20 protein-coding genes, 1 riboswitch and 1 other annotated feature are annotated in these 24,979 nt (G+C 45.0%); of the genes, 4 read left to right on the top strand and 16 right to left on the bottom strand.

Translation table 11 applies throughout. From position 1 onward, the window contains the following. Positions 1–37: 37 nt before the first annotated feature. A riboswitch (cobalamin riboswitch) is annotated at positions 38–239 on the bottom strand. Between the two features lie 119 nt (positions 240–358). After that, the gene (gene cobS / locus BMW43_RS12195; protein ID WP_091747758.1) at positions 359–1,123 is read right to left on the bottom strand and encodes an adenosylcobinamide-GDP ribazoletransferase; all 765 of its coding nucleotides are present in this window, start codon (positions 1,121–1,123) and stop codon (positions 359–361) included. A gap of 327 nt (positions 1,124–1,450) precedes the next feature. Between cobS and BMW43_RS12190 the strand changes: the two genes are divergently transcribed. Then, entirely contained in the window at positions 1,451–2,611 is a 1,161-nt protein-coding gene (locus BMW43_RS12190) for an iron-containing alcohol dehydrogenase (RefSeq protein WP_091747755.1), read from the top strand. Between the two features lie 86 nt (positions 2,612–2,697). Here the strand turns inward: BMW43_RS12190 and eutJ are convergent, their stop codons facing one another. The 6 genes from eutJ to BMW43_RS12160 all read right to left on the bottom strand — a co-directional run bounded on the left by eutJ (position 2,698) and on the right by BMW43_RS12160 (position 10,366). After that, positions 2,698–3,513, bottom strand: a complete 816-nt coding sequence (gene eutJ / locus BMW43_RS12185; protein WP_091747753.1) for an ethanolamine utilization protein EutJ — start codon at positions 3,511–3,513, stop codon at positions 2,698–2,700. Between the two features lie 29 nt (positions 3,514–3,542). After that, on the bottom strand, positions 3,543–4,625 hold the full coding sequence (locus BMW43_RS12180) for a guanine permease (protein ID WP_091747749.1): 1,083 nt from the start codon (positions 4,623–4,625) through the stop codon (positions 3,543–3,545). 170 nt (positions 4,626–4,795) lie between these two features. Continuing rightward, positions 4,796–6,442, bottom strand: coding sequence for a response regulator transcription factor (locus tag BMW43_RS12175; RefSeq protein ID WP_091747744.1), 1,647 nt, complete (start codon positions 6,440–6,442; stop codon positions 4,796–4,798). 237 nt (positions 6,443–6,679) lie between these two features. Then, a complete protein-coding gene (locus BMW43_RS12170; protein WP_091747741.1) occupies positions 6,680–7,897 on the bottom strand; it encodes a sensor histidine kinase in 1,218 nt (405 codons plus the stop codon). A 310-nt stretch (positions 7,898–8,207) separates the two neighbouring features. After that, the gene (locus BMW43_RS12165; protein ID WP_091747738.1) at positions 8,208–8,807 is read right to left on the bottom strand and encodes a hypothetical protein; all 600 of its coding nucleotides are present in this window, start codon (positions 8,805–8,807) and stop codon (positions 8,208–8,210) included. 176 nt (positions 8,808–8,983) lie between these two features. After that, positions 8,984–10,366 carry a TrpB-like pyridoxal phosphate-dependent enzyme gene (locus BMW43_RS12160; protein ID WP_091747735.1) on the bottom strand — a complete coding sequence of 461 codons (1,383 nt, stop codon included), beginning with the start codon at positions 10,364–10,366 and terminating at the stop codon, positions 8,984–8,986. Positions 10,367–10,428: 62 nt separating this feature from the next. Continuing rightward, positions 10,429–10,686, bottom strand: a binding site (T-box leader). A 613-nt stretch (positions 10,687–11,299) separates the two neighbouring features. On the opposite strand from BMW43_RS12160, the gene BMW43_RS12155 reads away from it, so the two are divergent. Then, a complete protein-coding gene (locus tag BMW43_RS12155; protein WP_245732418.1) occupies positions 11,300–13,255 on the top strand; it encodes a TonB-dependent receptor plug domain-containing protein in 1,956 nt (651 codons plus the stop codon). Between the two features lie 167 nt (positions 13,256–13,422). On the opposite strand, the gene BMW43_RS12150 is transcribed toward BMW43_RS12155, so the two are convergent. Beyond that, positions 13,423–14,004, bottom strand: coding sequence for a TetR/AcrR family transcriptional regulator (locus BMW43_RS12150; RefSeq protein ID WP_091747733.1), 582 nt, complete (start codon positions 14,002–14,004; stop codon positions 13,423–13,425). 176 nt (positions 14,005–14,180) lie between these two features. Here BMW43_RS12150 and BMW43_RS12145 point away from each other — a divergent pair, with 176 nt between their 5' ends. Next, positions 14,181–15,377: an MFS transporter gene (locus tag BMW43_RS12145; protein ID WP_091747730.1), complete on the top strand. Its 1,197-nt coding sequence runs from the start codon at positions 14,181–14,183 to the stop codon at positions 15,375–15,377. A 201-nt stretch (positions 15,378–15,578) separates the two neighbouring features. Continuing rightward, positions 15,579–16,904 (top strand): DUF1254 domain-containing protein, encoded by a 1,326-nt coding sequence (locus BMW43_RS12140; RefSeq protein ID WP_177173581.1) that lies wholly within the window; start codon positions 15,579–15,581, stop codon positions 16,902–16,904. Between the two features lie 94 nt (positions 16,905–16,998). Here BMW43_RS12140 and BMW43_RS12135 read toward each other — a convergent pair whose 3' ends face one another. The 8 genes from BMW43_RS12135 to dhaL all read right to left on the bottom strand — a co-directional run bounded on the left by BMW43_RS12135 (position 16,999) and on the right by dhaL (position 24,978). Continuing rightward, on the bottom strand, positions 16,999–18,198 hold the full coding sequence (locus tag BMW43_RS12135) for a GGDEF domain-containing protein (RefSeq protein WP_091747724.1): 1,200 nt from the start codon (positions 18,196–18,198) through the stop codon (positions 16,999–17,001). Between the two features lie 427 nt (positions 18,199–18,625). Beyond that, entirely contained in the window at positions 18,626–19,189 is a 564-nt protein-coding gene (locus BMW43_RS12130) for a cyclase family protein (protein WP_091747722.1), read from the bottom strand. Positions 19,190–19,208: 19 nt separating this feature from the next. Then, on the bottom strand, positions 19,209–19,667 hold the full coding sequence (locus tag BMW43_RS12125) for a MarR family transcriptional regulator (RefSeq protein WP_091747851.1): 459 nt from the start codon (positions 19,665–19,667) through the stop codon (positions 19,209–19,211). Positions 19,668–19,876: 209 nt separating this feature from the next. Beyond that, the gene (locus BMW43_RS12120) at positions 19,877–20,398 is read right to left on the bottom strand and encodes a PTS mannitol transporter subunit IIA (RefSeq protein ID WP_091747720.1); all 522 of its coding nucleotides are present in this window, start codon (positions 20,396–20,398) and stop codon (positions 19,877–19,879) included. 104 nt (positions 20,399–20,502) lie between these two features. Next, complete coding sequence (locus BMW43_RS12115; protein ID WP_091747717.1) at positions 20,503–21,900, bottom strand: PTS mannitol transporter subunit IIBC; 1,398 nt, start codon at positions 21,898–21,900, stop codon at positions 20,503–20,505. A gap of 657 nt (positions 21,901–22,557) precedes the next feature. Beyond that, positions 22,558–23,628, bottom strand: coding sequence for a zinc-dependent alcohol dehydrogenase (locus BMW43_RS12110; protein WP_091747714.1), 1,071 nt, complete (start codon positions 23,626–23,628; stop codon positions 22,558–22,560). Positions 23,629–23,678: 50 nt separating this feature from the next. Then, positions 23,679–24,341 carry an HAD family hydrolase gene (locus BMW43_RS12105; protein ID WP_091747711.1) on the bottom strand — a complete coding sequence of 221 codons (663 nt, stop codon included), beginning with the start codon at positions 24,339–24,341 and terminating at the stop codon, positions 23,679–23,681. Beyond that, the gene (dhaL, locus tag BMW43_RS12100) at positions 24,328–24,978 is read right to left on the bottom strand and encodes a dihydroxyacetone kinase subunit DhaL (RefSeq protein ID WP_091747709.1); all 651 of its coding nucleotides are present in this window, start codon (positions 24,976–24,978) and stop codon (positions 24,328–24,330) included. The genes BMW43_RS12105 and dhaL overlap by 14 nt, the downstream gene beginning before the upstream one ends. Position 24,979 lies beyond the last annotated feature (1 nt).

The following is a 24,979-nucleotide window of genomic DNA, read 5'->3' as shown; positions in this document are numbered from 1 at the left end:
GCTCCTATCCTTCCGGCATTTTCTCTGACGCGGAGAAAAATGACAGCCATAACAGGCAGGTCTCCTGGCTAGCGGATCAAAAAACGTTCAGCGCCTTCCCGGCTTTCCGGTGGCATGTGCTGAAAATTCTCCCCGATTACAGTGGCGCGACCGCGTCGTTTCAGGACTATGTCCTGTCCGAGCTTCCCTATTCTCCTCTTATTGTTAGGCTAAGAGGCACCTGGTTGGTGGCATCTCTATGAAATTATACCTAGCACTTCGCTAGGAAAAGACCTTCTCCTATCCATTTTCCCGAGTCAGCAAAAAAGTCGGCAAGGCTGTAAAAAAAGTCCTATCTTTTCCTCAAAAGCAGCGCTTGTTACGAAAACAAAAACAGAAAGAGCGCGGCTGCGGCCAACTCCGTAACAATGTTGACAGCGCCGTATACATCACCGGTGACACCGCCCAGTTTGCCGCTCACATAAGCAGCAAACAAAAGACCGCAGCCAACGGCGCTGCTGCCGGCTATGGCAGCTTTCAGACCCAGAAAGGCGAACATGGCTGCCGCAAACAAAAGCGCCACATAAAGATTGCCTGTCTCCCGGTGAGAAGGAAAGACATGGCCCAGGCCGCTCGGCCTGGCATAAGGAAAGAAGGTAATGGTCATGACCACAGCGAGCCTGCCGGCTACAGGCATCAGGATCACCACCCCGGGCAGCAGTTGCGGCTCCAGATCAGTAAGAATGGTGAACCGGGCTAACAGCGCCAGAGCCAAGGCCATAGCACCAAAGGCGCCGACACGGCTGTCTTTCATGATTTCGAGCATGCGCTCCCGGTCCCGGCCGGAAAATACACCGTCAAAGGTATCCATAAAACCGTCCCAGTGAAGCGCCCCGGTAAGGACCACTTCCCCGATGATCAAAGCGGCTACCAGCGTATTCTGCGGTCCCAAACCGCCGAAATACTGTCTGGCCCCCCACAGAAATGCCGCTAACAGCAGACCAAGCATCGCTCCGATGAGCGGAAAGAATTTGACGCTTCGTCCAAAACTCTCCAACGAACTGTCATGGTGCTTACAGATTTCTATCCGCGTTAAGAACTGAAAACCGGTAATAAAATCGTCCAGCCATTGTTTTGGTTTCATGGATAGATCCCTCACAAAGTTTAAGGATAAGAAGATGGAAAATTCGGCACTCAGTTCAATGGCCATTTAAACATGTTAGTCTTATTATATAATGAAATGAATATCCATCTAAGCCAGATAATTGCTTCATTATGATAATAAATTGCTCTTCTTCCCCCTAATGGGTTAGAAGCCTTTTTGCACTACAGACAGACCTTTCATTAATAATTTTTCCCATTATAGACTTATCTTGCCGACTTGCCCCAAAAGGCCCCTCCGGCTCTTGTAAGCGCCAAAATGAAATGATACGATGAAACAGACGAATCAATGACAGGGAGCTGACAAAGAGTGGACAATCAGATCCATGAATATTTTATGGCGCCAATCAGCCTGATCGGTGCCGGTAGTCTGGAAAAACTTGCCGAATATTTGAAACCGATGAAGCTGCGTAAGGCACTCATTGTAACCGATGCCTTTCTGGCGCAAAGCAAGCTTATGGCGCGCGTAACCGGCGTCTTGGTAAGCACTGGACTGCTTTATGTCATGTATGACGGCGTTCATCCCAATCCGACCGTCACCAATGCCCAGGAAGCCTTGAAGCTTTTTGCCGACAACGGCTGTGATTTCCTTATGTCCTTTGGCGGCGGCTCACCGCACGACTGTGCCAAGGCTGTCGCTTTTCTGGCCACTAACGGTGGACGGATCAATGACTATGAGGGCCTGAACAAGCTGAAAAAACCTTCGGCCCTGCTCTTTACAATCAATACGACGGCAGGTACGGGCAGTGAACTGACCCGTTTCTGCGTCATCACGGACGAAGAGCGGCACGTGAAGATGACCATTTCCGACTGGCGCATCACGCCGCGTATCGCCGTCAACGATTCGACCTTAATGATCGATATGCCGCCCTCCTTAACCGCGGCGACCGGCATGGACGCCTTAACCCATGCCATTGAGGCGTATATCTCCACCAATGCCACGCCGGTAACGGACTGCAAGGCCCTGAAAGCAATCGAGCTGGTGGCCAATTACCTGCCTACGGCCGTCCATAACGGCAAGGACCTGGAAGCCCGTGAAATGATGATCAATGCGGCCTACCTGGCCGGCATCGCCTTTAATAATGCAAGCGTCGGTTATGTGCATTCAGCAGCCCATCAACTCGGCGGCTTCTACAATTTGCCCCATGGCCTGTGCAACGCCATCATGCTGCCTGTCGTGGCGGAGTACAATTCCGCTGTAACCTTGGAAAAATTCCGTGATATCAGTGAAGCCTTCGGCATCGATACGCGAAATATGTCGCTGGAACAAAGCGCCCAGGCGGCAATCATCGCCATCCGCACCTTATCAAAGGCGGTGGGCATTCCGCCGGGGCTTCGGGAAATCAAAGCCTTCAACGAAAACGATATCCCCCTCCTTGCCGCCAATGCCCTGAAGGACATGTGCAGCCTGACTAACCCCCGCCAGGCTACACAACAAGAGATGGAAAACCTCTTCCGGGCGGCCATCTGATATAACTGCCGTAAAGGAAAAAGACGAAAGATCTTCCGGATCTTTCGTCTTTTTCCTTTACATTTTCCTATTTTCATTACTTATACTTAGGCAAACATGGCAATGCCCAGCGGCGTCACCAGCAATGGATGAGGCGGCACATGGACAGTACGTCCAAAAGCCTTGCTGAACTCTTCGCCGAAGTTGGTCAGATACGCCGTGCCGCCGACCACATAAACGGGATAGTCGTCATATTCCCCGTGACCGGCCAGCATGTTTCTCACGATGGTTGCCATTTTCTCAATAACAGGCAGGATAACCGGTAAAAGCTGCTTGTGCCGTGACGAATCGCGCTTCATTTTTTCCGCTTCGTCCGTACTGATATGAAAGGCGCCTGCCAGTACCAAAGTAATATGGGTACCGCCTGTCGCCTCATCTTCCGATAAAACAATCTCGCCGTTTTTCAATACCGCAACACCTGTCGTACCGCCGCCGATATCGATAACAATGCCGTCTTTAATGCCCAGTGCCCTTGCGGCCGCCACCGGTTCGTCGACCTGGCAGACCGGATCGAGACCGGCGCCGGCAATGACATGGCCGCAGGCAGCAGCATTTCGCCCGACCGTCCCGGGCGGAATCGCCGTAGCTCCCTTATCAAGAGTCACGCCGAGAATACCTTCCACTTCTTTTTTTAATCGCTCCACAATCTCTGTGGCACCACGAAAATCAACAACAAGACCGTCCTTTACGACAGACGCCCATTCCATGCTGCCGGCCACAGGATTCCCTTCACTGTCCGTCACAACGAGCACCACATCAGCTGTGCCCAGATCGACGCCTACCTTATAGGGACCCGGACGGTCCGCCGCCCGCTTCGTCTCGATTAATTCCTGCAGTTGATAAATCTTTGCATAAGGCTCCATAGGTTTTACTCCTCTCTCCGGTCTAAGGTTTACAAGGAAAATACGCTGAGCAGCCATTGCACGCAAAGACCGCTAAGCATACCGATAAACGGATCGGTAACAGCCGTCACCGCCAGCGTGACGCCGCCGATCACGGAACCGGCGCTGCCGATACCGCCCTGTAAGGCCAGTGCTGCATTGGCCGGAACCGTTACGATCGCACCGAGCACGAGCAGGAAACCGGCGATGGACTCGCCTGAGACATACCGTCCCAGCCTGGGCAACATGCCGCTCAATAACAGAAGAGCCATCATGGCCATCATGGCCAGGGCCGACCACAGGGGATGAGGCGCAGCGCCGGTAGCGGAAATAATGGCCTGCACCGGTCCGCCGCCAAAGAGCGCCGATCCCATATCGGCCAGACTGCTTACGATGGTAAGGTGATCCAGGTTCACCTCGCTGTTTGCCAATGTTTTAGCCGTAATAGAGCCAAAAGCAATATTGGCGCCCACATTCAATGCACAGATAGCCAAAGCACTGCGGACAACATTCCGGTTCATAACCAGCTTCTGCAGCACAAATCGTTCTTTGGTCACAGCACCGGCCTGTTGTTCCGACCGGAACCAAAGGGTTTCTACCACCGATGTGAGAATAACGGACACAACAATCGTATAAACAAGCTTGTCGCCGGGATTCGGTGTTATATAATAAGCGACCAGCGCCGACAAAACCGATACGGCGCCTACGACTGGCCGCCGCCGCACCATCTCAACGGCTACACGGGCTAAAATAATGCCTACCCCGGCCATCATTCCGCTCGTAATAACAGGTCCAATAAAGGTTACAAGCGCCTGGAAAAAGCCAAGCAGGCCAACGGCAAGCAGAATAGCCCCTTCCAGAAAAATAATCGAAAACCGTTCCTGCGGTGATTTTCCCAACGTTCCGGCCAAAGTAATCGTTTCCGCCTGAAAGGAAATCGGTGTGACAAGCCCGAACAAACCGCAGCCGATAACGCCGACGGCAAAACCGATGGCCGTAGGCACGGCGGCAAAACCAAAAGACATGGCATACAACCCTGCCGGAATCCCGTTAATAAGCACACTGATTGCCGCTAGAATATCCTGTATATTCACCCCGGAGACCCCCATTTTATCAAGTGTATGTTCCTACTATTCGGCTTAGCTGCCGTCCTTCCTACTACTGGAAGGTGAATTGACATAAAACTATCAGAAAAAGTAAAAAAAGTCCCATAGGCCAAAAGGAGCCTGCCTTAAGGCAGACTCCTTTTTAACGTTCCCTGTCTTTAATTGCTTTCGGGGCAGCCTGTTGGCAGCAGAAGCTGGCCGGACTGGACGGCGTGACGGTATTGATTCGGCGTCATACCGACAGCATAGCGGAATACGCGGCTAAAATAGCTGGCATCCTTATAGCCCACCTCCGCGGCAATGCAAATCGCCGTATAATCAGAGTTTTGCAGCATTTTTTTCGCCTTCTCAATGCGCACTTTGGTCAGAAAATCAACAAAATTATAGCCTCTTTCCTGTTTAAACAGCCGGCTGAAATAAAAGGGACTTAAATGAACGGTCTGCGCCACTTCTTCCAACGAAATGTTTCGATTGTAGTTTTTGGTAATGTACTCGCAAGCTTTATGAATGACCCGCACATTCATGCTGGCGCGGTTTTCGAGCATATGATCCATTGTTTTTTCCAATACCCCGGTCAGCCATAGTTCAATTTCTTCCTGGCTGGTGCACCGCTGCAATTCTTCCAGGCAGTTCAAATCTAGCAAAGTCAGTTTGTCTAAATTGGATCCTCCCTCCACAACGGCCCGTGATAAAACGATCAGCAGTTCCAAAATACAGGCTTTCACAATGTCCATGTTTGCGTGACTGGAAAAAATTTCTTTCAGCAGCAAAACAAGGGCTTCCTTGGCCTGGACCCTGTTACCACAGCGAACCTGTTCCAATAATACCCGTTCATACTGAAAGGGATATTGCAGCGGGCCTTCCTGCAAATGAGGAATATCCTTAATATGGATAATTTGATTGTCCCCCAGGTAAAAACGCTGCCGCTTGGCGGCCAAAGCCTCCACATAGGATTTATGGATATCGCAAATATCAGCATAGTAGTTGCCGATTCCGATGGTAACACTCAGCCCCAGTTCACTGGCAACGGCATCACGAATGCGTTTTGCCTGCTGCCGCGCCAACTGTTCCACTTTTTCCCGCGCAGTTTCCAAAAAGCCCAGCAAAATAATCACATTATCACTGCCCAGAGGCGTAACCAGGCTGTCTGTGCCAAAAAGTTTGACAATCAACTGATAGACCTTTTGCTTGATTACCTGCTTGTCAAGTTCCGACCCTTGCATGGTCAGTTGACGGAAATTATCTATGTCAGCCACAAGCGCTACACTCGGCGCAATAGACAGCCCCAGAAAATGATACCGTTCCCGCAAAATTTCACTGTCATAAATGGCACCGGAGATAAGATCATATACAAAAGACATCTGAATAAAGGGCAGCGCCGCGGCAACACTGGCCCGCAGTTGTTCTTCCTCCTCGATCTTCGCCTTTCGCCCCGCAATTTTCGCGCAAGTGGACTGCAGCACAGCCGTAATATCGGCAGGACGGACCGGCTTGAGCAAATATTCCACGGCACCGATTCGAATCGCTTCCTTAGTATAGGAAAGCTCATCGAAGGCCGTAAGAATGATAATGGAGGTTTCCGGCAATGCTGCATGGATTCTCTTCGCCGCATCAATACCGTTCATCCCGGGCATACGGATATCCATCAAAATAATATCCGGTTTCTCGGCGGCAGCGATACGGCAGGCGCTGCCGCCATCGCCCGCTTCAGCAACAACGCGGATCGGCTGGCTGCTCTTTTCAATAATAACCTGCAGAGCTTTTCTTTCAATCTCTTCATCGTCAACAATCAGAAGTTTATGCATTTTACTCTCCCCTAGGGTGTGTTTTCAAACTAACGGAATGATCCATGGCGAGTGATTTTTGCGCCAGACGAATTAAAATTTTGCAGGAATAGCGGCCCCTATTTCAAAAAATTTTAGTGAAGTATGGCACAAAAAGCGCCGCCAGGGAGCGTTTCGGATAGTTTGAAAACACGCCCTAGAGTGTGTTTTCAAACTGACGGAATGATCCATGGCGCAAAAAGCGCCGTCAGGGACGTTTCAGATAGTTTGAAATTGATAGGGTAAATAAATGTCTACGGTCGTACCTTCCCCTAACACACTGTTGATTTTAAGGCCATATTCCTTGCCGAAATAATGCTGAATCCGTTTGTGTACATTTAAAATGCCAAGTCCGGTCGTCTGCCCGTGAGTTTCTTTCCGCGTTTCGGCCTGAAAAATCTCATGAATTTTATCGGGCGACAAACCGACACCCGTATCGACAACAGAAATTACGACCTGATCGTCCTGCCGGCGTACCACAATCCCTACTTTGCCGCCTTCGACCTTCCGTTCCAAACCGTGTATGATGGCATTTTCAAGAATAGGCTGCAGCGTTAGGGCCGGAACCTTCGTATTGGTAAGCTGCGGATCCACGTCAATATCAGCGCGAATACGCTCGCCAAAACGGACCTTTTGGATCGTTAAATAATCCGTAATCAATTTGATTTCCTCCGACAGTGTCCGCAGATCATCCATATCACGCAGGTTATTCCGCAATAAATCAGCCAGAGCATACACCACTTCCTGAGTCTGCGCCGCTCCTTCCAAAAGGGCAAGACGGGCGATCGTATTGAGCGTATTAAAGAGGAAATGCGGATTAACCTGCAATTGCAGCGCCTTTAATTCAGTCGCCCGCAGCATCGCCTCCAGATTGGCCTTCGCCTTCATTTCCTCCATAAGCAAATTGCTTGAAATATTGGCAGCACCAATTTCCACAATATAGTTTGACATGATATACATGAGATCAGCCGCTGCCTGAATGCGTTTTTTAGGCATCACCTTCACCTCGTGGAAAGCAGCCGTCAGTTTTTCTTTGTCAATATCCAGATCTTTGGTACACTGATACATATTTTCCTTCGCATCATACTCTTTTTGCGAAATCAAAACTTGTCCGCCCAAAAAAGCTCCAATATATTGATCATGTACAATAATTGGAGCGGCCAGATCGGTAAGTCCCGCGTGGCATTGATATACCGATGGTTTCTGACGACGCCGTCCGCCTTGGTCGTCACAATTTATACAACGCTCAAGCCCTTTTGCTGTTGATCGTATAGCCTTACAAAACCGGGTAAAGTTGCTTGGCCGCGTTAGAGGATTTCCTTCCGAATCGACAATAACCGCCGCAAGGCCCGTAGCATCGGAAAACTTATCTTGGATTTCCTGTAAAACCTGAACATTTACCGTTTCCCCTAAGGTAAACTTTGTTGATCGGTCCATCCCTTCTTCCCCCTTATGAAGCCCCCTACATAATAACTCCGTAAAAAGACAGCCCAATAGGTCGAAAGTGAAAAAACTCCAATCCTTTTTCCGAATTTCTCGGCAAATATCTTCCGGAATAAAATTTGAACTGTATGAATCGTCATACTATTTCGCCAACGATTCCCACTTTCCTATTTCATTAAAAAGAAATAGCAATTTTTTTATATACAATGTAAAAAAATTGCTATTTTTTCATTTACAAAACCCACTTCAAATGATTATCAAAAAAATAACTGTTTTCATTAAAAAAACAGTTATTTTGCAACGATCAAACTATTATATTGACAGACTTAGCCTTTTTCCGCTGCGCAGCCTGCCGCTTTTGAGCGTTTTCCTCGGTTTGTGCCTTGGTCTCCGCATTTTTCCGGCGCGCAGCCACTTCCGCCGCAGCAATTCCATATTGCACGGCTTCCTGTAAATCGCGTTCGGCATCGGAAATATAACTTATATCGCCCTGTCCACTGCCGCTAACGCCAGGACTGCCAATGCCGCTCGGATAACCTGACTTAAGAGCAGCGGACAAAAGTTTGCCCATACTCTTATTTTCTAAGAAACGCTCATGTTTAGCCAGCGCCCGTTCCCGGATCCGCTCTTTTCTGGCAGACGCGGCCTCCTGCTCTAATCGCTCTTCTTCCAGCTTCCCGGCTATCTCGTCATACATGGCCTGAGAAATTTGCTGATCGACGGCGGCCAGCTCCCGAAAGTTATTCTTTATATCCGATGCCTGTTGCCGGTCACCGTCCGGATCACCAGGATTTTGCTGCAGCTTCTGCAAGAGATTTGCGCGCTGTTCCCGCAGAGCCGTCATATTGCTGCGGGGCGCGAAGACCGCCAGCAAACTGCTCAAGCTATTTTGATCAATCGCCATAGTCCCGACTCCATCCATAACTATACTACTTATTATATCGATAGTTTTCTGGAAAAATTAAGTAGTATGTAAGAAAGAGTACACGGGCTCCTGTAACGATCGAGGCGAGTTCACCGGATATTGGCATAAAAGCAGCTTAACCACCGATTAAACTCACAGTAACTTTGATTAGGTGACTACTCCTGGATTCCCGGGATTTTAGGAAGTTCCGCAAAGCCCTTCTGGAGCTCTTCATCGGTCGGGATGTAGTCGCTCATTGTCCCTTCATGGAAGGAATTATAGGCTGTCATATCAAAATATCCTGTTCCGGTTAAACCAAAGAGAATGGTCTTTTCTTCTCCCGTCTCTTTGCATTTTAAGGCTTCATCTATCGCAACACGAATAGCGTGGGAAGATTCGGGAGCCGGCAGAATGCCTTCATACTTGGCAAAGAAAATCGCCGCTTCAAATACTTTGGTCTGGCCTACTGCCACCGCCTCCATATAGCCATCATGATACAGCTTGGAAAGAGCCGGCGACATGCCGTGATAACGCAGACCGCCGGCATGAATGGGCGACGGTGCGAACGTGCAGCCGAGAGTGTACATTTTGGCCATCGGGGTAATCTTTCCGGTGTCACAATAATCATATACAAATTTCCCCCTGGTCAGCGAAGGACAAGAAACCGGCTCTACCGCCACTAACCGCGGATTCGCCTTGCCAGTAATTTTATCTCTCACAAACGGCGCAATTAGACCGCCAAGATTGGAGCCGCCGCCGGCGCAGCCGATAACAATATCGGGATATTCACCCAGTATTTCCATCGCCTTCTCGCTTTCCAGACCGATGACGGACTGGTGGAGCAGTACCTGATTCAGTACCGACCCTAACACATATTTATAGCCCTCGGTAGTAACGGCCTTTTCCACCGCTTCCGATATTGCACAGCCCAGACTGCCCGAGGTTCCCGGATTGGCGTCTAAAATCTTTCGGCCGGCTTCCGTCGTATGACTGGGGCTGGAAATCACGCTGGCCCCAAAGGTTTCCATAATGGATTTCCGGAAAGGCTTCTGCTCATAGGATGCCTTGACCATATATACCGTAAGCGGCATCCCAAAATAACAGCAGGCTTCCGACAAAGCCGTCCCCCACTGCCCGGCACCCGTTTCCGTAGTCAGTCCCTTTAGTCCCTGCTCCTTGGCATAATAAGCCTGGGCAATAGCCGAGTTCAGCTTATGACTGCCAGATGTGTTGTTGCCTTCAAACTTAAAGTAAATTTTCGCCGGAGTCCCTAACGCTTTTTCCAGACTATAGGCACGGCATAGCGGGGAAGGACGGTAATTTTTGTACATTTCCAGAATTTCTTCCGGGATGTCAATATATCTAGTTGTATCATCCAATTCCTGATGGGCCAGCTTTTCACAGAATACGGGATATAAGTCTTGCGGTTCCACCGGCTTTCCTGTTGCCGGATTTAGCATAGGCTCAGGCTTTTCTTTCATATCAGCCCGCAAGTTGTACCATTGTGTCGGCATCTGCTCCTCGGTTAAATATAATCTGTGTGGAATTTTCTTTGCCATACTGCCGTCTCCCCTCATATATCTGATTTTGGATAATAAAAAAAGGCTTTTATCTCAATTCTCACTGAGACAAAAGCCTATACTTCTGTGGTACCACTCAACTTGGTGCGAAAACGCACCCGCTTCTTCTGCATACAACATGATATGCACTTCCTTGGTAACGGGTGAAGTTCCCGTCAGCTACTACTAAGCTGCCTGCGGCGGCTGTTCGTCTGCCCTCTTAAGTCCATTCGGCTAAGGCTTCCCTGTTGCGTTTCACCACCCGCAACTCTCTGTAAGTGACCGGCACAAAGCTTACTCTTCTTAATCATTGGTTTCAATACATATTTTATTAACATTACTATACGCTTTTGAGAAAATTTTGTCAATCCTCTCCTCTTCTTTTGCAATGACTTTTGAGACACATTTCTACTTCATCCGAGCCTTACCGCAGTTTGTTTGTAAGAATATGCCTGTTAGGTTTAATTAAACCATCTCACTTTGTTCTACAACGGATTAGAAAGGTATTAGAAAAGTATTGACTTACATTTTCCAAAAGAATATAATCGTATTTGTCCATGATATTGATAATCATAATCGTTTAGGCTTATCTTTATTTCTTATAGCTGTTGTCAATCATAAGAATTTGTTTATTTACGGGCAGCCTTGATCCTGGATGGCAATCGCCCAACAAGATCAATCCTCTCACATCACTGGTACACACATATAAAAAGAAAGGTGTGTGAAATGAAAATATAAAATTATTTTGATTATCGACTGACTGTCGTCAGTCAAATAACTTTTTTTATACTCACCGACCGACTGCTGTCAGTCAACTAATTATTCCCATACATATTCATTTATTCATTCGCAGTTTCTGATGGACTCCTGTTGAAAATGGATTTATTCATTCTATTCACAAAACCTACGAACAGAGAACGAAGGGAGATTTTTATGAAATTAAACCAAAAGAAATTATTATGCTCGCTGCTCAGTAGCGCCGTGCTGCTAGGTACATCGCAAATAATATTTGCTGAAGACGCAGCCAGCGAAGAAACCTTTAATTTTGATGAATACGTTGTAACAGCTAACCGTATGCCTGTAAAAAAATCTGAAGTTGCAGCTAATGTAACAGTTATCACGCAGGAAGAAATTGAAAAAGGCAGCTTTACCAATTTGCCTGATATTTTAAAGAAAAGCAATATCGCGTTGCAAGAAACCGGTACCAGTACCGTTCCTGTGATCAATGGCGATGACCGCGTATTGGTTCTGGTGGATGGCCGCCGAATCGGCTGGGACCATCTTGTTATAAGTGGAAATTCGCATGCAGGAATAGACCTTAATTCCTTACCAATCAAAAATATTGAACGCATTGAAATCGTCCGGGGTCCGGCTTCCTCGCTATACGGCAGCGATGCGGTCGGCGGTATTATTAATATTATTACACGCAAAGCGAAAACGGCTAATACTTCTATTTCATCCGAGTTTGGCAGTTGGGGCTTCGAGCGGTATAGCCTGACCACGGAAGGCAAAGAAAATGGAATTGGCTACCTGATCACCGCAGAAAAGAAAACACGGGATGACTTTAAATACAAAAATCCCTCAACCGGCAAAACAGAAACCAAGAACAATAGTGGATTTGATCAGGAATATCTGACAATGAGATTAGATAAAGATCTTAGTAATGACCGTTCTCTTTCTTTAGACCTGGAACATGCGGATGACAAATCTGGCTATTCCGGAACTAATAATCCCTATTTCGTTTATCCAAACGGCTACCGTAAACAAGTAGATGATAATATTGCCTTAACCTACCACTGGGGGCAGAATAACGGGGCAGAAAACTTCTTCCGTATCTATCACAATGAAACGGACCTGAAATATTGGGACTCCTTTAATTCTATTGCCGATCTTTATGCCAACGGATTTAACTGGCAGCAAAACTGGCAGCTTGCGAAAAATTATACCCTAACCGGCGGCGCCGACTGGCGAGAAGAACATCTGGATGACAAAGAGTCAATCAACAAAGGCTATACAAGCAAGGCTCTCTTCTTGGAAAATCGCTGGCAGTTTGTCAATAATTGGTCTATCACGGCAGGCGGGCGTTATGATGACCATAGTATCAGCGGCGAGAATACGACCTCACGTCTTACCGTAAATAAGGAGCTTAACGCTGATACAAATGTTTACGCTTCCTGGGGACAGTATGTAAAAAATCCTACCATGCAGGATCTTTTTTGGGATAACGGCTGGACCATTGGCAACCCCAACCTCAAACCGGAAGAAGGAACGACAACTACTTTAGGTATTAATACGAAGTTGGGCGATGGAACCAAATTACAAGCCAGTGTTTACAGCAGCCGGCTTAAAAATGCTCTTGAATTTAAGAGTGGATACGATTCAGACGCCAGTGACCCTGATGCTTCCTACATCTCCGGCTATGGTTATTACGTCCCTGGCTACTACTATAATGCAAGTCATGAAAAAAGACGTGGCTTAGACCTGAGCTTAACACGGGAATTATCACCGCAATGGACAGTAGGCCTTGGCTACACCTATAACAAAACGCAAGTCCAGGACGAAAACGGAAATTATGTAAACTATACTTCCAATAGCCAGCCCAATGGGTATCGTCTAAACGTACAGTACGATCAGGATAAATGGGATGCAGGTCTTACACTTCGGAGTGCAACCGGCCGCAGCCTGGAAGAATTCACCTCGAAATCTTATGTAACTCTCGACATGCTAGTCAACTATAAAATTAATCCCGCTACCCGTATTTACCTCAAAGCCTATAATTTAACTAATGAGGCTTATGAGTTAACTTCCGCGGGCACCTTAGGTAATGGCCCCGGATCTTATCCTATGCCGGGACGCAGCTTCTATCTTGGTGTAGAGCACCGTATGTAAATCGACTTATCCTAAAAGTTTAATGACAACTAACTTACTTTTACGAAAAAAATGTACTGCCAACTCGAAAACAGTTGGCAGTACATTTTTTTATAGCCTGCAAATAATTTTGTGTAAATCGGACTTTTCATGACAAGAATAGTGGCGTTTTAAATAACCCTATTTATTTATCTTTTTACCCAAATACCTTCCAAAGCATAATGTATTAAGGTTTTTATAAAAACCTCATCTATTTTTTCACCGGTTACCAGCAACCGATAAAAAAGCGGACCATAAATTAAATCAATGCACAATTCAATATCCAGGTCCTTCTTCAGCTCGCCCCTTTGCACCCCTCGCTCCAAAATTCGCCGCGAATCAAATCGGCGAGGATTGAAATACCGTGCTCGATACGCTTCCGCCAGCTTTACATCAAATTGTCCCTCGGCAATTAATTCATTGATTACTTTGCCTTCCCGGCTAGTTAAAAAACTGGCTAAATTACTGACCTGAATGACTATATCATCAATCACGGAACCTGTATCCGGTACAGGAAGTCTGGCCATCGCCGCAGATAGAAAGCCGTCCATGACAACCGCCGCTTTGTTGGGCCACCATTTATAAATAGTCGCTTTACTCACCTTGGCCCGCTCAGCAATTTTCTCAACAGTTATGGTTCCAAAGCCATTCTCCAGCAATAAATCATAGGAAGCAGCAAGAATCGCTTTTTCCGTCGCTATATCACGAGGACGTCCTTTTTTCTTTTCCAAACCAATACCTCCCTGTATATTCGCACCAGATAAACTATACGTACATTATACTAAATATTTTATCACAAGAAAACACTTTACAAATACTAGACGTGCAGTTTATAATTTAATCATTAAATAAACTATACGTTCAGTATTTAAATGCTAGGCGTAAAAAAATTAAGGCAGGGATAATGATGAACACTATACAAGTAAAAACCAAGCAAATCCCCAACTGGATCCCCGTTCTGCTAGCTATTGCCTGTGGCGTGATTGTTGCTAATCTTTATTATGCACAACCTTTAGTTGGCCCGATCAGTATTGCTACCCATCTTCCTCTGGCGTCAGCGGGATTAATCGTAACGTTAACGCAAATTGGCTATGTTGCCGGGCTATTATTCATTGTTCCTCTTTGTGATCTCATTGAAAATCGACGGTTAATCACCTCCACCTTAGTCATTGTAATTTGCGCATTAGTTGCAGCAGCTCTTACGAAAAATGCACTATTTTTTCTTATGGCAGCACTGTTCATCGGGCTAGGTTCTGTAGCAACACAAATACTGGTCCCCTATGCAGCCCATCTGGCAACAGAAGAACGGCGCGGCCAAGTTGTTGGCAATGTAATGAGCGGGCTGTTACTCGGCATCATGCTTGCCCGACCGGCAGCAAGCTTTATTACCGATCTTTGGGGCTGGCAGGCAGTTTTTCTTCTCTCTGCCGGGATTACAGCGATACTGGCTGTACTGCTAGCTTTCGTTCTTCCTAAACGGGCCCCATCCCCAACTATGAATTATGGTGATTTAATTCGCTCCTTGTGGTCGCTTTTTGCAACGAAAACCGTATTACGCCGCCGTGCCTTTTATCAAGCCTGCTTGTTCGGTGCATTCAGTCTGTTTTGGACGGTAATCCCGCTATGGCTGGCTAGTCATTTTCATTTATCTCAACAAGGTATCGCTTTATTTGCCCTTGCCGGGGTGGCAGGTGCCATAGCTGCGCCAATTGCCGGAAGATTGGCTGATAAGGGTTGGACCAAACAATTGACCGGGTTGGCCATTGTCATTGCGATTATATCTTTTTTGCTTACACACATATATACAGATGCTTCACTCATCGCTTTAGCGTTTCTTGTCATAGCCGCCATCACGTTAGATATGGCTGTTTCCGGCAATCTCGTTCTTGGTCAGCGTGCGATTTATTCACTGGGTGGCGAAATACGCGGACGAGTGAACGGAGTATTTATGGCTGTTTTCTTTATCGGCGGGGCCACCGGATCTGCCTTAGGCGGCTGGGCCTATGCTTATGGAGGCTGGCTGCTTGCCTCTATATTCGGACTATGCCTGCCAGTTATAGCACTATTGTATTATTTCACAGAAAAAACAATTAGCACATATTGATAACATATCTATAAGCATTCAACTCGTTAGATGTTATGCAATAAAAAATGACCTGAAGTTTCATTCCTGAGACTTCAGGTCATTTTATTTAGCCTTATCTATCATCACTATTCATGCAATCTTAACTTTACTATGCCCCCATATGCATTTTTCATCTGTAAGAATATACTACAATATAACTTAGAAACAGAGGATATGCATATGTGGGAGTCCGAGTTTGATCCTGGCAAGTACCATACTCTTTATAACCTGGCACTAGCTGCTTATATTTATGGTTATTCTCTCGTAATTACAGAAACCACGAAAAAAATCATGCTCACCAGCGGGCATCAATTAAATGAATTTTTCAACGAACGATTTTTTCCTACCCCCGAATACTCCACTATTGTCAGACCGAATGTAGACACGCTATATTCCATGGCATGGTTGAATCTCTCAGAAGAGCCTATAGTATTATCACTTCCCAATACTCACAACAAATATTATCTAATGGAACTCCTAGATAGCTGGACCAACGTGTTCTCATCCCTTGGGGCACGCACAACCGGCACCAGGGCAAGTCTTTTTGTCATTGCAGGTCCCGACTGGAACCAACCTCTCCCAAATGGGATGATTAGAATTGATGCCCCTACCAGAGATGTATGGATTATTGGCCGGACCCAAACAAATGGCAAAAACGACTACCATACCGTACATGAAATTCAAGACAATTATTTGTTGGTCCCACTGAGCTGCTGGCCTCCAGCAAAAACTCACCACAAAAATACACATCAAAAAAAAATCAGGGTAAATCCTGTTGATAAGGTTGCATCCATGGATGCCGCATCCTTTTTTACGCTTATGATGCAACAAATGTATGTAAATCCGCCTTGGGTGGAGGATCCGCTAATGGATACAACGCTAAGACAATTAGAATTAATTCCGTCCAAATCTTTCAACTACCAAAGCTTAAGTTCAGCTAGTAAGCAGGCTCTTAGCGCAGCTTCCCAATATGGCCCCCAATTTATCAAAGCAGCCGCTGAAGGGAATTACGCAAATTACAACGACAACGGCTGGTTTTTCTTGACTAGCGGCATAGGTTTTTACGGAGCAAATTACCTGCTGCGTGCAATCATTGCAATGACAGGAATTGGAGCTAATTTACCAAAAGACTCCATATATGCTTCCGCATTTATCGATAAAGAAGGATTTCCTTTAGTTGGATTTAATGACTACATGATTCACTTCAACCAAGAACAATTCCCACCGGTCAATGCCTTCTGGTCTATCACCGTCTACAACTCTCGGGGATATTTGACTGAAAATTCGATTGACCGTTATACACTCAGTCCCCATCTAAACAACTTGCTCTATAATATCGATGGCTCATTAGACATTTTCATCGGAAATTCCCCGCCTGAAAACGACTATTATTCCAACTGGCTGCCTACACCCATAGACGAATTTAATCTGATAATGAGAATGTACTGGCCTAAGCACGCCTTGCTTGCAGGTACCTGGAAACCTCCTCCAGTAATTCGAATATAGTTCTGAATATACGCCTAAGCGCCCCATCTCAATCTGTTATGTGGCAAGTATAAAAGTCAGGAACATAACACTAACTGATCATGTTTTTTGTGCACTATTTACTCACACAGTTGCGTCCTTTTTTCTTAGCGCGGTAGAGGGCCGTATCGGCAGCTTTGATCACTTCGTCAACATGCCTATATTTTTTGTTACGCTCGGCGACACCTATGCTGATAGTAACAAAGAGTTGCTTGGAAGATATTTTTTTCTTTCTTGTTCGTTCAGTTTTCCCTTCGTAAACATGCGGACATTTTTCTACCGCCATCCGCAACTTTTCAAGGTGAGGCATAGCTTCCTCAATTTTAGTATTGGGAAATATAATTGTAAACTCTTCACCGCCATAACGAAAGGCTTTTCCACCGCCTGTTATGTTTTGGAGCAGCGATGCGACAAGGCGCAGTACGTCATCACCAGTATCATGGCCGTAGGTATCGTTGAATTTTTTAAAAAAATCAATATCCAACATAGCTATGGTATACTCACCGCTAAGTTTCATCATATTTTCTCTGAGCGCCCGGCGAGCCGGCAAACCTGTCAATTCATCCAGATAGGCCATAGAATAGGAAGCCTGAATCACAGTAATAATAAAAATAATTCCGGCCAAAGAAAAGAATGCAGGCATAGCCAGCGGTTCTGCCTTTAAATGTAATCCAATCATGGTAGCAGCTAAAACGGCGGTAGAAGTGCTGTCCAGATGTGATTTGTTCTTTCCCAGCTTTAATAAAAATAACAAAAATACAATACCATAAATTAAAATAGCTGGTTGCGGAATAGCCGTAACCAAAGGCAAAGGTTCCGTTAGCAGTTTTTTGTAGAAAAAGCTAACTAACGCATTATCATTTGACACTACAGCTACAGCTATATAAAATATCTGAAAGAAGATAATTCCAAAGCGCTGTAAGCCCCAGCCATTAAAAATTCCCCGTTCTTTTAACAGGGAAAAGACAAATATATTAATAGGCAGTAATACACAAACAATCGGATAAATCACTATTCTGTAAGCCGTAATACCGATAGTTGCCGCTGCCCAATCACTGAGTGCCACTTGTACCAGAGCAATAACAGTTATTGTGAAAAAAAACCGGCTTCGGTTAAACCACCAGCTCAGCATCAAACCAACACAATATATTGCATAAGAAGAATAGTATGTGATAGATAACAAAGGCTGTTCAATGGGAACGCACAGATAGATTATACTTGCCACAATTAACAAAGCAAATGGAATTGTAGTTGCAATTGACATTATCTTTGTCATGATATTATTAAAATCCTTTCACAAGTACGATAAACTAGCCCTGAATTCCTTTATTATACCAATTTCGACATCTTTTGTCATCACAGGTACCGTGATCACATTGTATTCTACGACGTTTTCGTTGTTCAACAGTATGTCCATCCAAAGCATTGGCCGGGCAAATGTCAATACAAATGCGGCAACCTGATATACACCATTTAATATCAAAGACCAAATCATTTACCACAAAGACAAATGGATTTCACCGGCATTACGCGCTTTTATCGACATAATCATGGAGACCTTCGCAAAATAAAATAAATAGAAATGATCTGGCTATTGATAAACTCCAGATCATTTCTATTTATTGCAGATCTTCCCGGCTTTAGCGGTACTTCAACGATACATTCCCATCACGCTTCCGTAAGCTACCGTATTGTTTACCATATCATAATTCAGCGACTACCCGGCACGGCAAACCGGTCATTCCGGAAAAGTTTAGGGGATAAGTATTTGCTACAAAGATATGTACCATTTCCCCAGCTAAAACTGCCGACAGGTTGCAAAGGTTTTCCACGATAAAAACGCCCCTGTCCGCGCAATATTGATCTTTTGCGGTATGCTCCTTTCCACGCCTTACACCCGCACAGTCAATGCCAATAATGGAGATTTCCTTATTTAAAAGCGCATCAATCAATTCATTGGACAGCTGCGGATGCCCGGTAAAATATGTCTTGGTTCCATAAGATTCTTGTTCAATAAATCCCGTATAAAATGCAACGAACATATCTTTTTCAATGAGGTTAATGTCTATATCTTGGACTGAGATATCTCTATTTATAATATTTTGGACATTAAAGACGATGGCCTTTCTTTTGACAAACTCCAAGGGAAATTCCTTGTTCATTACATCAAAGTGAGTACCTAAATGACCATAAGAAACCTTTTTTTCATTATTGGCGGCATCGCTGTTGATTTCAGGTGATATTTTAACACTTAAGTCTGTTAACATATGTATTTTCCTCCTCTATCTATTTAAATGCTTTAATTCGTTCATGTAAATAATTGTTGAAATCACCTAAAAAAGTGCTGACATTCTCTAGTATTTCAGGATTGATTTTTTCTAGAAACTCTCTATCACGCTTTTCCCAAGCCAAATGCCGCTGCTCATGCTCTTTAAATAAAAAATATCCTTTGGGCGTTAATTTAAAGCAAATTTCTTTTTGATTATCTGAATTTTGATAACCGATGATATCGCCGCTGCGGATAAGTTTTTTAGTTATTTTACTGATAGCGCTTCTGGTCATGACTAGCTTCTTGGCTATTCGGGCAGCGTTGGGATTTTCCATCCGGCCGATTGCATCAATACAGTGAATTTCTGAATAGCCATAGCCATGAAGAAACTCCTGTGATGTAAGCTTAGCTAAAATATCCTGCTTTTCGTATAGCTCTGCAAATTGTGATAATAAAACTTCATATATTGTGTCCATGGACACAATATTACACCTGCTCTATTTGCTTGTCAACTGAGAGGGAAATAGAACTCATTAAAATGACAGAACTTCAGTGACGCTTGGGGACGGCCTGTCAGTAGTGAAATACCAGCAAAAATACCTCGAAGTTTGTAACAAACTTCGAGGTATTTTCATTTATGTTAGAGTCTGATGAACTACACTATAAAAAATATACTGTAATTCTTCTAAACTCTCCTTGTAAACGCACTATAGAGTTTTGTCGCAACTTCTGTACTAAATAGCTCTTTCAGGAGTTCCTCTTCCTCAATAATAAATTCTGCTAAATTAGAAAGAATTTTTAGATGCTCCTTCCCCTTTCCGGCAATTCCTACTATAAGATAAGCTACCTTGTCTTCATCAAAAACAATACCGTCAGGGTATTGAATAACGGATATACCGCTTTTTAGAATTTTATCCTTCGCTACCCCTACCCCATGGGGAATTGCCACGCCATGTCCAATATATGTTGTCAACTGCGCTTCTCTTTCCTTCATTGCAACAATGTATTCAGGTAATACATAGCCTCCATCAACCAGAAGCTGTCCAGCCTTTTCTATCGCCGCATCTTTTGACACACTTTTTTGGTTAACCAATATATTTTTTAATACCAAGACATCATTTATACCGTTTGTGTCAGCATTTCCCTGTGGGCCGGACACAGTCGCATCCTCCTTTGAATTCCCCCTTCTGTAAAAAAACACAGACATCACAAATTGTCCTCCTTAGCTTCATTACTATTCAAGTCAGGTAAAAATTATCTTTTCACCTGACTTGAATGGTATAATCAATTTCTAAAATCTCCCCATTAATCCTATCTACTCTTTAATTGATTTATTAGTTCTTCGTATTCAGGACTATTCAAAAAATCTGCAACAGATACGTGGATAGCATCCGGCCTGCACTGTTTTGCTCTTTCCGTTAGGTCTTTGTGAGTAACAACAATATCTGCATCTTCAGGAATTTCATTTACCGCACTGTTTTCCACCAACACATGAATTCCAGCTTTTTTCATTCTACTATTCAACATCGATGCTCCCATCGCACTGGAACCCATACCTGCATCACAGGCAAAAACAATCTTTTTAATCTCCGGCTTTCCACTCTTTGTTCCTTTTAATTCCCGCATGACATCGGTTGCCCTGGCCAAACTGTCATCATCATCCATCTGCGATTTATCCCGTTTTAAGACTAAAGCGGCCACAACAAACGATACGGCTGCACCAATGACATACGATGCAACATTCACAAACATCATGCCCTTTGGTGTCATTGCGATCAGTGCAATAATACTTCCCGGCGATACGGGCGCAACGGCACCGCCGTTGAAAGCTGTCAGCCATGCTAATGCAGCCATATTACCCAGGATAGGAGCAAAAATAATTTTCGGCATCATCAATACATAGGGGAAAACTACTTCTCCGATACCGCCAATAATCATAATAGCCGCTGCACCCGGTGCGGATTTTTTCGCTATTCCTTTACCAAATAAGCAAAAGGCCAGGGCCAGTCCGGCCCAGTTACCACAGTTTGCTTCCACTAGATACAGAATAGATTTTCCTGTTTCAGCGGCCTGAGCGGCACCTAACGGAGTAAAAATCCCGTGATTAATTGCATTATTTAAAAACAGAACTTGTCCAGGTACAATAAAGGCCGGCGCAAACGGCAAAAGCTGATGTTCTATAATAAAGGCTACTCCGGCTGTAAGAAAAGACTGAATAACACTATATACGGGTAAAACAACTACATAACTTAAAAGCATTAAGACGGCGCCCATAATACCCATGGAAAAATTATCTACCAGCATCTCAAGTCCGGGTTTAACCCTTCCTTTAAACATTTCATCAATCTTCTTAATACAAAAGGCACCAAGCGGCCCCATAATCATGCCGCCTACCAGCATGGGAACACTGGAACCGACGATCATTCCGATAGTACCGATCGTTCCGGCCACACCACCACGTCTGCCATACATGTTATAACCGCCGGTATAGCCTATTAAAAGCGGCAGTAAATAAGTAATGCCCGGCCCCACTAATTTACTTAAATATTCATTAGGCATCCAGCCTGTTGGAATGACAAAGGCCGTAACAAGCCCCCAGGCAATAAATGCGCCAATATTAGGCATTACCATAGCACTTAGAAACCTGCCAAACTGTTGGAGTTTTACACGAATACCAGTATTTTCTTCAACCAAACTTACTTGACTCATACATTATCCTCTCCTAAATAAAATAATTTCTTGAAGAAAATTAACTTTCGCTTCTATAGGGAACCACTGATTAATTCACACTGCACATCCTGGCAGATCTTTTTCCGTCTGGCTGCGTCAGCAAAACTTTGAAATAGGGACCGCTATTCCTGCGGTTTTACTTCCTTGCCAGCCGAAAAAATCTCTCGCCAGGCCGGCAGGCTCATTTAATCAGCGATTCCCTAGGGCGTGTCTTCATATTAACGGAATGATCCATGGCGAGTGATTTTTGAGTCAGACGAAATAAAATTTTGCAGAAATAGCGGCCCCTATTTCAAAAAATTTTAGTGAAGTATGGCACAAAAAGCGCCGCTAGGGAGCTTTTCGGATAGTTTGGAAACACGCCCTAGCTATTTTTTGATAATTACCTCCTTTCAAAGAAGGTATTTTGTCCTTGCTTGTAGCGCCTCTATGCATCGTGTGAATGCTTGTTGTAAATGAGTACTTCAAAAAGATTTAATTAAAACATTTTAAATATTCAAACTATTAAAGTGAGTCTTCTTTGCATTGTCCGGTTATAGTACAAATGAACTTGCAAAGAGTCTGCTAACTATGCATTCACTACAAGGGCAAGTCAATTCTATGCTCAGCAGTAACACTTTATTTTTTAAATCAGTTTCATAATCTTACGGTGACGCGATAATTTCCTGGCGTACTGGCAACTTGGAAGGCTTCTTCTATTCTGTCCAACGGAAACGAAGTTTCCAGCAATGGCTTTACATCAATCTGCCGTTGACTTAATAGCTTTCCCGCGTCGCAAAAATCCTGGTGGTCTGCCTCGAAGGCTCCTATTAACTCCAGTTTTCTATAATGAATGACATTCGAATCAATTCTCAGTTCCGGGATCGGAAAACCGGCCGCAAAAAACAAAATACGACCATCCAGTTCTTTCACCATCTTCAACGCCTGTTCGTTCGCTCTCGTTGCTCCAACAGCAACAATAACAGCATCAACGCCTTCGCCATCAGTCAGTCTTTTTATTTCTTCAACCGGCTCTTGCTGATGAGCATGAATTACTTCAAACCCCATCTTTTTGGCACAAGCCACTTTCTTATCCATTAGATCGGAAACAATGACTCTCGCCCCAAAAGCACGGGCCACTTGAGCATTGACCAAGCCCATGGTTCCGGCACCAATGACGGCCACCGTTTCCATTGGTTTAACCCGCAATTTTTTCATTCCGTTAATCACAGTTGCCACCGGTTCTAAAAAGCCGGCTTCGCCCGCTGCTATGTCTTTGCTCAGCTTTACTAGATATCTGGATTTTCTAACGAAGTACGTAGCAAAGCCGTAGGTGCCGTAAAAGCCTTCCTTCGATTTATAGGTATACCCCATCAGCGAATTGCGGTCTACGCAGGCAATGGTATGTCCCACTTTACAAGCTTTGCACTTGCCGCAATAAGAATAGGCTACCCCCACTCTATCGCCTATCTGCAATTCGGCGTTCACTCTGCTGCCTTTAGCTACAATAATTCCACAGCCTTCATGACCACCGGCCATAGGATACCCCTGATGCTCCCTCAGTCCCAGCCATTGGCCATAATCGGTCGTACAAATATTGCAGGCTTCCTGTTTTATTAAAACATCCTCTTCCCCTAACTCCGGCATAGGAATTTCTTGCAGTTCAAGAGTGTGAGCCTTGGTAAGCACGGCAATTTTGATTTTTTCAGGAATACTGTCATTTTTCATAGTGATCGCCTCTTTCAATTAAATTCTCAATCCGACATAGGATTTGCCGACTAAGAGCCAAAAACTGCAATATTATAGATGCCTTGAGGTCTTTTTACTATGTAAGTCGCTTTATGCTCGTCTAATTCTTTTTCGTCGCGAAACCCCCATAAAACACCGATGCTATTCATACCCGCATTCGTCGCAGTAACCATATCTGTTTTGGAATCGCCTACATACAATATGTCTTTAGTATCCAGTGCCATTTGTTTAGCAATCTCCCAGGCGGCCTGCGGATCCGGCTTTTTCGCAACACCCTCACGTTCCCCGTATATAGCGACAAACTCAATGTCCGGCAGCAGCAATTTAATTAATTGCCTGGTATAATCATCACGTTTATTTGAATTTACAGCCAGTAAGATTCCGTTCCGGCGTAATGCCCGAAGCACCGGAACAATTCCCTCATAAGGTTTTGTTTCCTTACAATAGTTCCTGTCGTAAGCTTCCAGGAATCGCTGCAAACCGGCTTCAATAATAGCCGTATCTGTATTTTCCGGCATGCTCTGCTCGATTAGATTGCGAAACCCCCTGCCAATTTTTAGCCGGTATGCCTCCTTGGTATGGGTGGGATAGCCATAGACAGCGAGCACCTCATTCACGCTATTGGCCAGATCACTCAACGTATCCAGCAAGGTACCGTCCAGATCAAAGATAATTCCCTTATACTTGTTCATTGACAATTACCTTTTGCATGGCTTCCGCCATGGTTACTAATATAATGCAGCAGGAAGCTGCACCGGCGTCCAGGAAACCCTTGCTTCGTTCACCCAACCGGGCTGCCCGGCCAATTTTGGCCACCAATTCTTTGGTATGCTCTTTTCCCGCTTTTGCTCCTGCAGCCATTGCCCGGAGCGCTTCAGCATAACTTTGATTGCTCTTCAGGGCTTTTTCTAAAGCTGCCTTTGCCGGATATATCGTATCAAGCAGTGTTTTATCGCCAGGCTTTGCCCCTGCCAGCTCAGTAAGCTTTTCCGTTGAGGTTTCCAAAGCTGCCAGCAGAGTCTCAAGAATAATATTTTCTACTCCTCTGGTAACCTTGCTGAACTGTGAAAAAAATGTACCATATATGGGCCCCATAGAGCCGCCTATATCCATAACCAAGGTTTGCCCCAGTATCTTAAAAGCTTCGGATAAGGACATATCGGCTGCAATCCGTTCTTTGGCAAGCATAAAGCCTTTATCCATGTTAATGCCATGGTCGCCATCCCCGGTCGCCCCATCAATTTCGCTCAAATAGCCGGCGTGTTGGTGAATGGCTTCTATAATATCCAAAACGATGACGGCATTATTGCTGTTCCTGATGAACTCCATT

The sequence above is a fragment of the Propionispora vibrioides genome (genome assembly GCF_900110485.1).
GTDB classification, from domain to species: Bacteria; Bacillota; Negativicutes; order Propionisporales; family Propionisporaceae; genus Propionispora; species Propionispora vibrioides.
Note: the sequence above shows the minus strand (reverse complement) of the source record. Positions and strands in the feature narration are given on the sequence as shown.

What these genes read in the sequence shown, in the direction of transcription:
- BMW43_RS12140 (WP_177173581.1), top strand. Translation starts at nt 15,579, where the DNA reads ATGTGGGAGTCCGAGTTTGATCCTGGCAAGTACCATACTCTTTATAAC.
- dhaL (WP_091747709.1), bottom strand. Translation starts at nt 24,978, where the DNA reads ATGGAGTTCATCAGGAACAGCAATAATGCCGTCATCGTTTTGGATATT.
- BMW43_RS12175 (WP_091747744.1), bottom strand. Translation starts at nt 6,442, where the DNA reads ATGCATAAACTTCTGATTGTTGACGATGAAGAGATTGAAAGAAAAGCT.
- eutJ (WP_091747753.1), bottom strand. Translation starts at nt 3,513, where the DNA reads ATGGAGCCTTATGCAAAGATTTATCAACTGCAGGAATTAATCGAGACG.
- BMW43_RS12125 (WP_091747851.1), bottom strand. Translation starts at nt 19,667, where the DNA reads ATGGACACAATATATGAAGTTTTATTATCACAATTTGCAGAGCTATAC.
- BMW43_RS12170 (WP_091747741.1), bottom strand. Translation starts at nt 7,897, where the DNA reads ATGGACCGATCAACAAAGTTTACCTTAGGGGAAACGGTAAATGTTCAG.
- BMW43_RS12110 (WP_091747714.1), bottom strand. Translation starts at nt 23,628, where the DNA reads ATGAAAAATGACAGTATTCCTGAAAAAATCAAAATTGCCGTGCTTACC.
- cobS (WP_091747758.1), bottom strand. Translation starts at nt 1,123, where the DNA reads ATGAAACCAAAACAATGGCTGGACGATTTTATTACCGGTTTTCAGTTC.
- BMW43_RS12160 (WP_091747735.1), bottom strand. Translation starts at nt 10,366, where the DNA reads ATGGCAAAGAAAATTCCACACAGATTATATTTAACCGAGGAGCAGATG.
- BMW43_RS12130 (WP_091747722.1), bottom strand. Translation starts at nt 19,189, where the DNA reads ATGTTAACAGACTTAAGTGTTAAAATATCACCTGAAATCAACAGCGAT.
- BMW43_RS12155 (WP_245732418.1), top strand. Translation starts at nt 11,300, where the DNA reads ATGAAATTAAACCAAAAGAAATTATTATGCTCGCTGCTCAGTAGCGCC.
- BMW43_RS12135 (WP_091747724.1), bottom strand. Translation starts at nt 18,198, where the DNA reads ATGACAAAGATAATGTCAATTGCAACTACAATTCCATTTGCTTTGTTA.
- BMW43_RS12145 (WP_091747730.1), top strand. Translation starts at nt 14,181, where the DNA reads ATGAACACTATACAAGTAAAAACCAAGCAAATCCCCAACTGGATCCCC.
- BMW43_RS12115 (WP_091747717.1), bottom strand. Translation starts at nt 21,900, where the DNA reads ATGAGTCAAGTAAGTTTGGTTGAAGAAAATACTGGTATTCGTGTAAAA.
- BMW43_RS12105 (WP_091747711.1), bottom strand. Translation starts at nt 24,341, where the DNA reads ATGAACAAGTATAAGGGAATTATCTTTGATCTGGACGGTACCTTGCTG.
- BMW43_RS12120 (WP_091747720.1), bottom strand. Translation starts at nt 20,398, where the DNA reads ATGTCTGTGTTTTTTTACAGAAGGGGGAATTCAAAGGAGGATGCGACT.
- BMW43_RS12165 (WP_091747738.1), bottom strand. Translation starts at nt 8,807, where the DNA reads ATGGCGATTGATCAAAATAGCTTGAGCAGTTTGCTGGCGGTCTTCGCG.